The organism is Alkalilimnicola ehrlichii, assembly GCF_003399765.1.
Classification (GTDB): domain Bacteria; phylum Pseudomonadota; class Gammaproteobacteria; order Nitrococcales; family AK92; genus AK92.
In genome coordinates, this window is record NZ_NFZV01000001.1 from 342,632 (window position 1) to 354,887 (window position 12,256).

The 12,256-nt window shown below is 59.7% G+C and carries 12 protein-coding genes; 5 read left to right on the forward strand and 7 right to left on the reverse strand.

All coding sequences use genetic code 11. From position 1 onward, the window contains the following. Positions 1 to 47: 47 nt before the first annotated feature. Complete coding sequence (locus CAI21_RS01735; RefSeq protein ID WP_116300683.1) at positions 48 to 1,091, forward strand: MBL fold metallo-hydrolase; 1,044 nt, start codon at positions 48 to 50, stop codon at positions 1,089 to 1,091. On the opposite strand, the gene CAI21_RS01740 is transcribed toward CAI21_RS01735, so the two are convergent. Continuing rightward, positions 1,054 to 2,289 (reverse strand): CaiB/BaiF CoA transferase family protein, encoded by a 1,236-nt coding sequence (locus CAI21_RS01740; protein ID WP_116300817.1) that lies wholly within the window; start codon positions 2,287 to 2,289, stop codon positions 1,054 to 1,056. The genes CAI21_RS01735 and CAI21_RS01740 overlap by 38 nt on opposite strands. A gap of 107 nt (positions 2,290 to 2,396) precedes the next feature. Further along, a complete protein-coding gene (locus tag CAI21_RS01745; protein WP_116300684.1) occupies positions 2,397 to 2,915 on the reverse strand; it encodes a porin family protein in 519 nt (172 codons plus the stop codon). 349 nt (positions 2,916 to 3,264) lie between these two features. On the opposite strand from CAI21_RS01745, the gene CAI21_RS01750 reads away from it, so the two are divergent. The 4 genes from CAI21_RS01750 to CAI21_RS01765 are packed head-to-tail and all read left to right on the forward strand — an operon-like array spanning position 3,265 to position 6,621. After that, on the forward strand, positions 3,265 to 4,383 hold the full coding sequence (locus CAI21_RS01750; protein WP_220347720.1) for an MlaE family ABC transporter permease: 1,119 nt from the start codon (positions 3,265 to 3,267) through the stop codon (positions 4,381 to 4,383). After that, entirely contained in the window at positions 4,380 to 5,165 is a 786-nt protein-coding gene (locus tag CAI21_RS01755; protein ID WP_258867916.1) for an ABC transporter ATP-binding protein, read from the forward strand. The genes CAI21_RS01750 and CAI21_RS01755 overlap by 4 nt, the downstream gene beginning before the upstream one ends. Next, entirely contained in the window at positions 5,166 to 6,002 is an 837-nt protein-coding gene (locus CAI21_RS01760) for an MlaD family protein (protein ID WP_116300685.1), read from the forward strand. After that, a complete protein-coding gene (locus CAI21_RS01765) occupies positions 5,989 to 6,621 on the forward strand; it encodes an ABC-type transport auxiliary lipoprotein family protein (protein WP_116300686.1) in 633 nt (210 codons plus the stop codon). The genes CAI21_RS01760 and CAI21_RS01765 overlap by 14 nt, the downstream gene beginning before the upstream one ends. Before the next feature lie 144 nt (positions 6,622 to 6,765). Here the strand turns inward: CAI21_RS01765 and CAI21_RS01770 are convergent, their stop codons facing one another. The 5 genes from CAI21_RS01770 to CAI21_RS01790 form a co-directional block, all read right to left on the reverse strand. Further along, a complete protein-coding gene (locus CAI21_RS01770) occupies positions 6,766 to 7,707 on the reverse strand; it encodes an electron transfer flavoprotein subunit alpha/FixB family protein (protein WP_116300687.1) in 942 nt (313 codons plus the stop codon). After that, positions 7,708 to 8,457, reverse strand: a complete 750-nt coding sequence (locus tag CAI21_RS01775; RefSeq protein ID WP_116300688.1) for an electron transfer flavoprotein subunit beta/FixA family protein — start codon at positions 8,455 to 8,457, stop codon at positions 7,708 to 7,710. It abuts the gene before it with no gap. Positions 8,458 to 8,741: 284 nt separating this feature from the next. Beyond that, positions 8,742 to 10,145, reverse strand: coding sequence for a hypothetical protein (locus tag CAI21_RS01780; protein ID WP_116300689.1), 1,404 nt, complete (start codon positions 10,143 to 10,145; stop codon positions 8,742 to 8,744). A gap of 55 nt (positions 10,146 to 10,200) precedes the next feature. Continuing rightward, positions 10,201 to 10,638 carry a PaaI family thioesterase gene (locus tag CAI21_RS01785; protein WP_116300690.1) on the reverse strand — a complete coding sequence of 146 codons (438 nt, stop codon included), beginning with the start codon at positions 10,636 to 10,638 and terminating at the stop codon, positions 10,201 to 10,203. Between the two features lie 32 nt (positions 10,639 to 10,670). Beyond that, entirely contained in the window at positions 10,671 to 12,245 is a 1,575-nt protein-coding gene (locus CAI21_RS01790) for a class I adenylate-forming enzyme family protein (protein ID WP_116300691.1), read from the reverse strand. Between the last annotated feature and the right edge of the window lie 11 nt (positions 12,246 to 12,256).

The following is a 12,256-nucleotide window of genomic DNA, read 5'->3' on the forward strand; positions in this document are numbered from 1 at the left end:
CGTCTTATCGACGAGAGAGCGCCCCAAGATAGAGAGCAGCGTTTCTTATGAATACACGTCTACGTTACCCGTTTCCGGAGCCGCCTGCGCCGCTGCAAACCATTTTGGTCGCGCCGGGGGTACATTGGCTACGTTTACCGTTACCGTTCGCCCTCGATCATATCAATCTCTGGCTGCTTGAGGACGATAACGGCGAATGGACTTTGGTCGATTGTGGGATAGGCTTGGACGATGTTAAAGCATTATGGCGGCGTTTGTTCGACGAAGTCCTGGCGGGTAAGCCGCTAAAACGTATTATCGTGACGCATTATCATCCGGACCACATCGGTTTAGCCGACTGGCTAAGTCAGCACTTCGCGGCGCCGGTGCTGATGACCGCGGGGGAGCATGCGATGGCTTGTTCCATCCACCGCCGCAACGGGGACGAGAGCGGTGAGCGGATCGCCGAACTTTTTCTGGCTCACGGGCTGGATGCCGAGCGTGCCGAACAGCTCCGCCGACGGGGGAATCCTTATCGTAAGGTTGTGTCAGCCATACCCACGCCCGCCCAGATTCTGCATGACGGCGACCGCCTTCGCATCGGTGCGGAGGAGTGGCAAGTTGTCGTCGGGCGCGGCCACGCGCCGGAGCACGCTTGCTTGTATTGCGAGCGCTTGGGGGTTTTGATCTCCGGCGATCAAATCCTGCCCCGTATTTCGAGCAACGTCAGTTTTCGTCCCGGTGAGGAAGGAGCCAACCCGCTTGCCGATTTTCTCGATTCCTTGGATAAGCTTATGAGCTTGCCGGCTAGGACGCGCGTGTTACCGTCGCATAACTTGGTTTTCGAGGGCTTGCATGAGCGGGCACAGGAGCTTAAAGCGCACCATGCCGAACAGCTTGCCAAGCTCGAAGCGGCTTGTCGCGAACCGCGCGCGGCGGCCGATGTGCTAGCGGTGATGTTTGAGCGCGAACTCGATACCCACTCCTTATTATTCGCAATGGGCGAGGCAATCGCCCATTTGCATTACCTGGAGCTTGCTGGCCGCCTTGAGCGCGAGCGCGGCGCCGATGGGGTCAATCGCTACTGTCAGGTCGCCGCTGTACCTGAATAACGCCAGCCTGTTCGAGACGATCAAGTGCGGCCTCATCGAGCTTAAGAAGTCGCTGTAGAGTACTCTGAGTGTGCTCGCCGAGCGTTGGGGCCGCGCTGTCGGCTTGGATCGGCGTTGCCGAATAACGGATCGGGTTGGCGACACCCGGTACGCTACGGCCGTCCGCCCGCCGTTGCGTTTGCTGTAAGCCGCGGGCTTGCACTTGCGGGTCGGCGAACACTTCGGACAGATCGTTAATAGGCCCGCAGGGTACGCCGACGGCTTCTAAATCGCTTAACCATGCCGCCCGCGGGCGTTGCTGGAAGACTTCCTCAAGCTGCGGAATCAGCTCGTCGCGACGGGCAACACGGTCGGCATTGCGCGCGTAACGCTCATCCTCCGCAAGCTCTGGACAGCCGGCGACTTGGCAGAACCGGCGGAATTGATCGTCGTTGCCGACGGCAAGGATTAAATGGCCGTCGGCAGCCGGAAAGGCTTGATAAGGAACGATGTTGGGGTGCGCGTTGCCTAGGCGCCGAGGCACTTGGCCGGAGACGAGATAATTCATGGCTTGATTGGCCAGCGTCGCAACCTGGACGTCTAACAAGGCTAAGTCGATGTGCTGGCCTGCGCCGGTTGCATCGCGGTGACGCAGAGCGCCGAGGACAGCAACGGCTGCATACATACCGGTGAAGACGTCGGTAATTGCCACCCCGACTTTCATCGGCTCGCTACCGGGGCTGCCGTCAGGTTGGCCGGTCACGCTCATCATGCCGCCCAAGGCTTGAATCAATAAATCGTAACCGGCGCGATCGCGATAGGGGCCGCTTTGGCCGAAACCGGTAATCGAGCAGTAGATCAGGCCGGGGTAGTCCTGGCGGAGTTGTTCGTACCCTAAGCCATAACGCGAGAGGGTGCCGACTTTGAAGTTCTCCAGCACAATATCGCATTCGCCGGCCAAGCGACGGACGAGCGATTGCCCTTGCTCGGTGGCGATGTCGATAGCGACCGATTGTTTGCCGCGGTTGCAGCCGTGATAGTAAGCCGCTTCGCCCTCGTCGACGAAAGGCGGCCCCCAGCTCCGGGTATCGTCGCCGCGCTCGGGTCGCTCGACTTTAATGACTTCGGCGCCGAGGTCCGCAAGCAACTGTCCAGCCCAAGGGCCGGCTAGGATGCGGGAGAGATCGAGGACACGGATACCGTTGAGGACGCCGGACATAAGCAACATTGCTCCACATGCGCAAAACAGAAGTTGCTTATTGTTGCACGAAGCATGGCGAGTGTTGAGGGAGGTTGCCGGCGGCTTCGCCGCCGGCGAGCGTGCGCTTAGAAGTAGTAAGTTGCACCGATTTGGCTGGATATGCCGTGCTGTTCGAGCTCGGTACCGTTATCGATATCCAAGTAACGGTAGCCTACCTCGAGATTCAGGCCGATTTCCGGAGCGTTCGCCAAGCGGTACTCGAAGCCGGCCAGCGGCATGACGCTAAAGCCGTCCAGGTCGTTCCAGTCTTCATACGCGGCTTCCAGGCCGACGTAGAAACGGCTATTAGGATTGACGATGGGTGCGTACATGACTTTACCGCCGAAGCGGATGACTTCATCGTCGCCGCCTTCTTCCTGACTGCCGTAGTAGCCGAACACGCCGAAACCAAGTTGCTCGTTCTGCCAGCCGCGAAGCTCGATGGCAGACAGGCGACCGTCGTCGAGCAACGGGTCGGCGAGTTGGTATTGAGCGCCAATGCCTAACTCTAGGTCTTGTGCGCTCACGGTAGCCGGTACCGCCAGGGCGGCGGCAAGGCCCAGGGAGCCGAGTACAGCAGAGGGTTTGCGAATGACGTTCAACATGGATGCCTCCTATCCTTAGGGTTACTTATTCAGGCATTGCACCGCACCAAACTCGGCGCGATTATTCGGTCGTTCGCTAGGTAAAGTGGCCGTTTGGCTGTCGCTTGGCCGGCGAACCGTTGCTGATCAGCATACCGGACGGACAGGTCTGTTCGCAACAGGATCATGAACTAATATCCGAGTCTACGGACAAACTTAAGAGTCAAGCGTGTATATAACTCCGCTCCGCGGCACCGGGAGCTTACAGGCGCTGTTACTGCCGCGTTCGCCGGACTCATTATCCGCGCACTTCGATCAGTTATTCGATATGGTTATGAGCGGTTGACTCGTTAAGGACGGACGATAAGCAGTGACCAACCCGATAAAACCAGGCGTACGATCCGACGCCGGGGCGGCGGCGGTGTGCCCGGAGGGGGACTGGACGCTGTCCCACTATGTACATCTCTCTCGCCTTATCGATACGCTCAGCCTAAACGAAGCGTGTCCTGTCGATTTGCGCCAGCTCGGCCGTTTGGACACGGCTGGTGCCGCTTTGCTGGTCAGGGCCTTAGGCCGCCGACGTTTAATACAAGCGGTGGAGGATTGTGCGGAGCTGCCGGCCGAACAGCGCGATCTTTTATTAACGCTTAGCTCCGTACTGGAGAAGGAGGAGGGGAGCGTTCCCGACCGTCGTCGTCAGGTGCCGGGGCTGGCCGCTATTGTCCAATTGGGGCGGAGCGTTGAGAACGGCGTACGGCAAAGCATAGGCCTCCTGAGCTTTATCGGTTTACTGCTGGTCAGTGCCTGCCGCGCACAAGCTTGGCGTCCGGCGCCGTTGGTTAATCAGATAGAGCAAACGGGATTGCGGGCGATTCCGATTATCGTCGTACTGACTTTCGCCGTTGGGACGGTCGTCGCCTTCTTGGGCGCTTCCGTTCTCGTCGAGTTCGGCGCAACGATCTACATTGTCGATTTGATTGGTTACGCCATGCTCCGCGAGTTTGGCGTCTTGCTGGCGGCCATCGTATTAGCCGGGCGGACGGCGAGTGCCTTTACCGTTCAGTTGGGTTCGATGAAGGCTAACGAAGAACTCGATGCAATGCGGGCCCAGGGGCTTGATCCGGTAGCCCGGCTCGTGGTGCCGAGGTTGATTGCGCTTGTGCTGGTTTTGCCGTTGCTGAGTTTTATTGCGACGCTTGCGGGTTTAGCAGGGGGTGCCGTGGTTGCGGTCTTCGTCTTGGATATCAGCCTTCCGCAGTTTCTTGCCATGCTAAACGAAATCCCGCCAGAGAATTACTGGGTCGGCTTGTTGAAAGCGCCGCTGTTCGCGTTAGTGATAGCCGCTATCGGTTGTCGCGAAGGGCTGAAGGCAGGGGCGAGTGCCCAGTCGGTGGGCGAACATACCACCTCGAGTGTCGTGCAGTCGATATTTGCCGTGATTCTATTGGATGCCGTGGCGGCATTGTTCTTCATGGAGGTCGGCTGGTGAGTCAGGGGGCGACAGTACTGACGCTACAAGAGCCGGTTGTGCAAGTTCGTGGGCTGACGACGCGGTTCGGTACCAATGTTATTCATGACGGGCTTAACCTTGATATCCGGCCAGGCGAGATCCTCGGCGTTGTTGGTGGTTCGGGCACCGGCAAATCGGTCTTGCTGCGGACTATCATCGGTTTGCTCCAACCGGCGGCCGGCGACATTCGCGTCTTGGGGCGGCGGATCAAGCCGAACGGGGAGCGGCATGGCCTAGCGCAGCGGATGGGCGTTCTTTTTCAGCAAGGCGCCCTGTACTCGTCGCTCACCGTGCTTGAGAATGTCGCGCTGGTACTGGTCGAGCACGCGAAGCTGCCGCGTCGGGAAGCCGAGCATCTGGCGGCGGTTAAGATCGCCCTGGTAGGTTTGCCGAGCATCGCCGGGGAGCGGTACCCTGCCGAGCTGTCGGGCGGAATGATCAAGCGCGCCGCCTTGGCGCGGGCGTTAGCATTGGACCCAGAGGTGTTGTTTCTCGACGAGCCCACGGCAGGGCTCGACCCTATTAGCGCTGCCGAGTTCGACCAGTTGTTGTTGACGTTACGTAACGCACTTGGGTTGACCGTCATGCTAGTGACCCACGATTTAGACACCTTGTACGCCACCTGCGACCGCGTTGCCGTATTGGCTAATAAGCGCGTGTTGACGGTGGGCCCGATAAACGACGTGGCGCAGACTAACGATGCTTGGGTGCAGGCTTATTTCCAGGGGCCGCGGGCGCGGGCCGCGAGAGGGGACGTATAGATGGAGAGTCACGCTCGCTATTTTCTCATTGGCTTGTTCGCGCTGGCGGGTTTGGCGGGAATTTTGGCGTTTGGCTGGTGGCTGGCAGGGCCTGGCGGCGAACGGGACCAGGTCTACTACGACGTTGTGTTTGCGCAGGAAGTCACCGGCCTAACGGTTGGCAGCAGTGTGCAGTACAACGGCATACAGGTCGGACAGGTCGTGCGTTTGGGCTTCGATCCTAACGATCCGACTCGTGTTGTCGCACGTATTCGGGTGGGGCGCGATACTCCGTTACGGGAATCGACCCGGGCCCAGCTGGGCGCTGCAAGCCTCGTAACCGGTAGTGCCTACGTGCGCCTCATTGGTGATACGGCGAGCGGGCGGTCGATTGTCCCGGACGGTCCGGAAGACGTGCCGCTGATTATTGCCGAGCAATCGCCGCTTTCCAAACTACAGTCGGAAGGCGAGGCGATGTTGTCCGCGTTAACGGCATTAACGCGCCAAGCTAATGAATTCTTATCGTCCGAAAATGCCGAGCGCCTGGGGGCGACTTTACAGAATTTGGAACAGGCGACGGCCTCGCTTGCCCGGTATGAAGAGCAGTTATTGCCGGAAGTGAAAGATACCCTGAACTCCTTGCATACCTCGGCTTCGGCCTTGGAGTCGCTCTTGTTGCAGAACCAGCCGGCCTTGGAAAGCGGACTGCGGGGTATGGAAGACCTGGAACTGACCATGCGCGAGTTCCAACGGACCTTGGCTTCTTTCCGTCGCCTAAGCCGTCAACTGGAAGAAGAACCTAGCCGCGTGCTCGGGCGTGGCGAGCACATCCGTGGAGTGCCGCATGAAGATCAGTAGAGCCAAGCGGTTGGTCGGTCTCGTTGCGACGAGCAGCGTAATGGCGTTAAGCGCCTGTAACGTATTGCCGCAGGCGACGCCAGTCGATGTTTACCGTTTACCGCCAGCGGCTATTGTGTCGCCGCCCGAGCAAGCTCGTATCGATTGGTCGTTAAGAGTTGCCCGACCCCAGGCTATCGACCTCCTGAACAGCTCCCGTATTGCCGTCGCCGACGGCACTCGCCTGAACGTATACGAGAGTGCGCGTTGGAGCGCTTCGGCAACCGAGTTATGGCGCGACCATGTGCTGGACGTGTTTCAGCAGGATGGACGATTTGCCGAGGTGAGTAGCGATGAAGAAGGCGTGCGCGCCGACTATGAGCTAACCGGCATTCTGCGCGCGTTTTACAGTGAACGTACGGCGGAAGGGCGAGAGGCGGTAATCGTCGTCGATGCGCGGCTCGTCGATCTTGCCCAGCGCCGGACTGTCCAGGCGCAGCGCTTCGAAGTGCGAGAGCAAGCGGCTGATGGGCGGCTTTCGAGTGTGGTCGATGCTTTTGGCGAGGCGGCCGATCGGTTGGCGTTGGAGTTGCTTGATTGGACTTTGGGGGCTGCGATGTTGCAGCGCACAACCTATTAACCACCGTCGATAACAATCAACAATAGGCCGCCCAATATAAAGTCTGAACGCAATAAAATGGCTACTCCGCTAAGGCACAAAGAGCCATAAAAAAGGGGCGCTGTGCGCCCCCTTCTCGTGTTTCGTAAAGCGGAGAATGTTCTATTACAGAACTTTCTCCAGCTCCTGCGACAGTTCCGGCACTGCCTCGAACAGATCAGCGACCAAGCCGTAGTCGGCCACTTCGAAGATCGGAGCTTCTTCGTCTTTGTTGATGGCAACAATGACTTTGGAGCCTTCCATACCGGCCAAGTGCTGAATCGCGCCGGAGATGCCCACCGCGATGTACAGATCCGGAGCGACGATCTTACCGGTCTGGCCGACCTGGTAGTCGTTCGGCACGAAGCCGGCGTCGACCGCAGCGCGGGAAGCGCCAACCGCAGCGCCGAGCTTGTCGGCTACGTCTTCCAGCAGTTTGAAATTGTCGCCGTTCTGCATGCCGCGACCGCCGGAGATAATGATGCGGGCGCTGGTCAGCTCCGGACGCTCGGAAACGGTCAGCTGCTGATCGACGAAACGAACATTGCTCGGTACTTCCGCCGCGTCGACGTTAGCGACGTCCGCGCTGCCACCTTCCGCTTCGGCACGCTCGAAAGCGGTGCCGCGAACAGTGATGACTTTTACGCTGTCGCTGGACTGAACCGTCGCCAGCGCGTTACCGGCGTAGATCGGCCGTACGAAAGTGTCTTCGGAAACGATGCCGGTGATGTCGGAAATCTGCTGTACGTCGAGGCGAGCCGCGACACGGGGCAGCAGGTTCTTGCCGAAGGTGGTCGCCGGCGCCAGCACGTGCGTGGCACCTTCGGCTTCGCGTACGACCAGCGGCGTCAGCGCTTCGGCCGTCGGGTGTTCGTAAGCAGCGTCGTCGGCAACCAGCACTTTGCTGACACCGGCAACGTTAGCTGCCTGTTGACCCACTTCGGCAACATCCTTACCAGCCACCAGGACGGTGATGTCGCCACCCAGCTGTTTGGCAGCGCCAAGGGTTGCCAGGGTGCTGCCGGCCAGTTGGCCATTCAGATGTTCGGCAATGACGAGAACGCTCATTTAGATCACCTTCGCTTCGTTGCGGAGCTTCTCGACCAGCTCCTGAACGCTTCCAACCTTGGCGCCGCCCTTACGCTTCGGCGGCTCCTCGACTTTTACGACCTTCAGGCGATGCGCGGTGTCAACGCCGAGATCGCCCGGAGTCAAGGTGTCGAGCGGTTTCTTCTTCGCCTTCATGATGTTCGGCAGCTTCGCATAGCGCGGCTCGTTCAGACGAAGGTCGGTGGTGATGACCGCCGGCATGTTCAGAGCCAAGGTTTCGGCGCCGCCGTCGATTTCGCGGGTAACCGACACTTCCGAATCGCCCAGCTCGACCTTGGAAGCAAAGGTGCCTTGCGGCCAGCCAAGTAACTCGCCCAGCATCTGACCGGTTTGGTTGCTGTCGTCGTCGATGGCCTGCTTGCCGAGAATGAGGAGGTCTGGACTCTCTTTCTCAACCACAGCCTTGAGCAGTTTTGCAACCGTCAGCGGCTCGAGGTCAGGATCGGCTTCAACCAGGATGCCCCGATCGCCACCCATCGCCAGCCCCGTACGGATGGTTTCCTGAGCCTGGCTGGGGCCGATGGAAACGACGACGACCTCGTCGGCCTTGCCAGCTTCCTTGATGCGTACCGCCTCTTCCAAAGCGATTTCATCGAAAGGGTTCATGGACATTTTGACGTTGGCGGTTTCGACACCGGTCTGGTCCGCCTTAACGCGGATCCGGACGTTGTAGTCGACGACCCGCTTTACCGCGACCAATATCTTCATGCTCTAAGCCCTATTGGTTGGTGTTTCATTGTATGTTTCACTATACGGAATAGTGTTTCGCAAACACGGACGGCAGGATAGGCATGGGCCTTGCCGGCTGTCAAGGCTACCTCAAACGAGCGTTTCGTTCAGCAGAAATTGTAAATTTTTTGCCGTTCAACAAAATTTTCGGGGATTCTAAACCCCTACTACTCCTGCTAAGAAAGCCCTTAACCTTCCCATGTCGCGCCTTGCGGGCAAGCCGCAAAGGGCGCGGCGGGGTAAGCGAAGGCGGCAGCGTTTCCCTAACTCCAGCGTCCGAGGAAGGGGAACCATACCATTAACAGCAGCAAGCAGCCGATAACAAACAGCCCGTTCCAGCGATAGCCGACCGTATAGGGCGATGTGTTGAGCAGGCGACCGACGATGAGCATCGCCGCGGTAATTGGCGATGACACCATCGATAGCGACCATCCCGCCATGAGTGCCGTTGCCAGGAGTGCCGGGGGTAAGCCTAGTGCCGCCGGGTCGGCTAATAAGGTTGCCAGGACGGTGACGCTGACAATCGGGTTTAAGCCGATTTGTGCGGCTAATACGATGACCAAGGTGACGGCGAAGGCAAGCCAGGGCCCTTTCATCCCGCTTTCGTATAATGCGGCGGCAATGGTCTCGACCGGCAATAGTTGGCCCAGTAATACGCCGAGAAATCCGGCGCCGCCGAGCACGACGATTTCCCCACGCATGCCGGGAAAGATACGGTCGGCGCGCCGGGCGATACTTAGCCCGGCTCGGCGAACGCCGGAGCCGCCGCCGAGCCGCCGTCGTTGCAAGGCGAGCCAAATCAATGCCGATAAGGGTGCGGAGAAAATGACGGCGACCGGTAGTTGTACGGCCATCAAATAAGCCAATAGGAATGTTAGTGCGACGATACCCGCGACGAGCGTGCAGAACGCAATCAATGGGCGCGGGCTTAGGCGGATGCGCTCCGGCGCAAGCCCTTTGAGGTGTTTCGGGGCCGCCAAGCGGTCGAGTAGCCAACCGAGCACGAACATAAGCGCTGCGGTAGCAAAGGCGTAAGGTGCGATGGCAAACCAGGTCAGCTGCGGCAGGGCGGAAAGAATAACCGCTAGACTGATACCGAGCGGAGAGATCAGCGGGACCATCGCGAAGCCGCGTAGCATGGCGACGAACATGCGCCGTCGGCGCGCTTGCCAGACCGCTTGGTGGCCGCCGGCGGCTGCTAGTGTGTTGCCCCGAAGGCTCATCACGCCCAGCAGGTTAAGCACCCCGATGTTGAGAATAATGCCGAACAGGCCCGATCCAGTCGATAGCGTCAGGTAGCGGCGCTGGGGTGGCTGTTGTATCAGGTATTGTCCGCACTGGCGCATCAGGGGCGAATCTTCGGCTGCTACTCGCAACAAGCCAAGGCAGGCGAGAAAGGCGCCCAGAAAAGCGAATCGGTCCAATGCTTCGATCAATGCCTCGCTGGGGGCATCGGCTAACGACACGGTCAGCAGGGCGAGCACAATGCCGAACAGAATAACGCCCTTGGCCATCGTCGCTTGGCGTCGCCATTCCGCCACGACATAAACGATCATGCCGACGCGCGCTACCCATGCCAGCGCATCGGAACCGGAGGCAAGACCGAATAAGATGGCGAGGATGACGGCGGGTAAGGCCCAGGCCCAGACGCGACCCAGCAGCGACATAGGCGGCCTCTTTAGCAGTCGGAGCGTGTTGGGCGGATTGCCTTGAGGCGAGCCCTCATTCGGGCTCGCCTTCCAGGGTTTCGCTACCGCTACGTAAGCGGAAGGTGCCTTCGCCGATGGCAATGATGTTGCCTTCTCCGTCAAGCACTTCGCCGCTAGCGGCATAAACGCGGCGACCGCCGGCGCGGCGGACGCCCACAGCACGCAAGATGCCGCCGCTTGCCTGGCCGGTGAAGCTGGTGGTCAGCGATAGTGTGATGCATTTGCGGACACGCCCGGGGTAGGGGCAGTAAATGCCCGCATGGCCAAGCGCTGTATCGAGTAGGGTGGTGATCATCCCGCCGTGTACGATACCGCTCCGGTTCAAGTGCCCGTCGGTTATCGGCATTTCGATAACGGCTCGATTCTCCTCCCATTCCGCGACTCTAAAACCTAGCGTCCGTTGCAGGCCCCAGATCACTTCGCCCGTATGTGGGTCGCGTTCTTCGTTCATGGCTGAGCCCTGTTTGTCGTGGTTATGCTGAACTAACTCGTTTGCCGTTCCTGCTGCGCTTTTGCTTTTAATTTATTCTTCAGAATCTTGCCTGTGGCCGTTGCCGGCAGCGTATCCATCAGCACAATTTCGCTGGGACGTTTGTATGCCGATAGGCGTTCGGCAGCGAACTGCCTAAGCTCGTCGGCGGTAAGTCCCGCTCCCGGCACCGGCTGCACATAGGCGACCACCTCCTCGTTGCCGGGCACTTCGCGGCCGACAACCGCGGACAAAGTGACTTGCGGATGCTCGTTAAGCACCGCTTCCACATCCGGCGGATATACATTAAAGCCAGAGCGGATAATCAATTCTTTCGAGCGGGCGACGATGTAGAGGTTACGCTCGTCGTCGAGGCGAGCCATATCGCCGGTATTCAGCCAGCCGTCGTCGGCGAGCGTGGCAGCGGTGGCTGCCGGGTTGCGGAAATAGCCCTTCATCACGTTCGGTCCGCGTACCCACAGCTCGCCTACATTGCCGGTCGGGACTTCGCGTCCGTTCTGATCGAGCAGTTTGTACTCAAGGAGGGGCAGTATTCGGCCTACGGTAACGCTGTCGTGTCGTTCGCCGATGCGCGTCTGGCTAATCGTCGGGCTGGCTTCGGTCAAGCCGTAGCCGTTGTGCAAGGTGGTGCCGAGTACCGCCTCGGTGCGCCGCTTCAGGTCCAGGTCCAGCGGAGCGCCGCCGACCGAGGTGTAAATCAGGCGCGGGGCTTCCAGCTTTAGCCCCTGTTGGCTTACGTACTCCAAGGTGCGGGCAAACATGGCAGGCACGCCTTGCAGCACTGAGATGCCTTCCTCCTTCAAGGCTTGCACCAGCGCGCCCGGTTCGAAGCGCGGCACCGGATAAAGGCAAGCGCCGTTGTATAACGAACCCAGGCACACCGAGGACAAGCCGAACACATGCGACATAGGAAGCACGCCGTAAACCCGTTGCTCGCGGTTAAGGTTGCGCATCCCACCGGAAATCGAGGCGATATATAGACAACCCCGGTGTGTCAGCATGACGCCCTTGGGGACGCCGGTAGTGCCGGAGGTATAAATCATCGCCGCGACTTGGCCGCCGTCGGCTGCGACCGGTTCCGGCGTCGATTCTAGCAAGGGGCTTATCGCCAGTTTGCCGAGGCTGGGGTGGTCGATGGCGTCTGCGCCATGCCGCTCGGCATGGCTGGCCGCTTCCGGAGAAACGGCCAGCGTATAAACAATACGGCGCGGTTCGCAGTTGCCCCGAATGAGGTCCACTTCGTTGGGGGCTAGTCGAGCGTTAATAATAGCGACCCAAACATCCAGCTCGCTGGCCGCCAGCAAGAGTGTGACCAGTGCTCGACAGTTTTCGTTGACCACCATTAAACGATCGCCCGGCCGCAGCCCCAGCTCGCGAAGCCACTCCTGCGCGGCGCGTACTTCGCGGGCCAGGTCGGCGTAAGTCCAGCGGACTTCGTCGTCCACTAAGGCTTCCGCATCCGGCGTGCGCTCCGCCCATTGCAAGGGGTGCGTGCTGATACGCGCCGGCAGCTCGGCCAGCCGTTCGGCCGCCGAGCGTCCGAAGATGTCCTCATCCGGTGCTTGCATAAGACAAACCT

What these genes read in the sequence shown, in the direction of transcription:
- CAI21_RS01740 (WP_116300817.1), bottom strand. Translation starts at nt 2,289, where the DNA reads ATGTCCGGCGTCCTCAACGGTATCCGTGTCCTCGATCTCTCCCGCATC.
- CAI21_RS01780 (WP_116300689.1), bottom strand. Translation starts at nt 10,145, where the DNA reads ATGTCGCTGCTGGGTCGCGTCTGGGCCTGGGCCTTACCCGCCGTCATC.
- CAI21_RS01735 (WP_116300683.1), top strand. Translation starts at nt 48, where the DNA reads ATGAATACACGTCTACGTTACCCGTTTCCGGAGCCGCCTGCGCCGCTG.
- CAI21_RS01745 (WP_116300684.1), bottom strand. Translation starts at nt 2,915, where the DNA reads ATGTTGAACGTCATTCGCAAACCCTCTGCTGTACTCGGCTCCCTGGGC.
- CAI21_RS01760 (WP_116300685.1), top strand. Translation starts at nt 5,166, where the DNA reads ATGGAGAGTCACGCTCGCTATTTTCTCATTGGCTTGTTCGCGCTGGCG.
- CAI21_RS01775 (WP_116300688.1), bottom strand. Translation starts at nt 8,457, where the DNA reads ATGAAGATATTGGTCGCGGTAAAGCGGGTCGTCGACTACAACGTCCGG.
- CAI21_RS01765 (WP_116300686.1), top strand. Translation starts at nt 5,989, where the DNA reads ATGAAGATCAGTAGAGCCAAGCGGTTGGTCGGTCTCGTTGCGACGAGC.
- CAI21_RS01785 (WP_116300690.1), bottom strand. Translation starts at nt 10,638, where the DNA reads ATGAACGAAGAACGCGACCCACATACGGGCGAAGTGATCTGGGGCCTG.
- CAI21_RS01790 (WP_116300691.1), bottom strand. Translation starts at nt 12,245, where the DNA reads ATGCAAGCACCGGATGAGGACATCTTCGGACGCTCGGCGGCCGAACGG.
- CAI21_RS01770 (WP_116300687.1), bottom strand. Translation starts at nt 7,707, where the DNA reads ATGAGCGTTCTCGTCATTGCCGAACATCTGAATGGCCAACTGGCCGGC.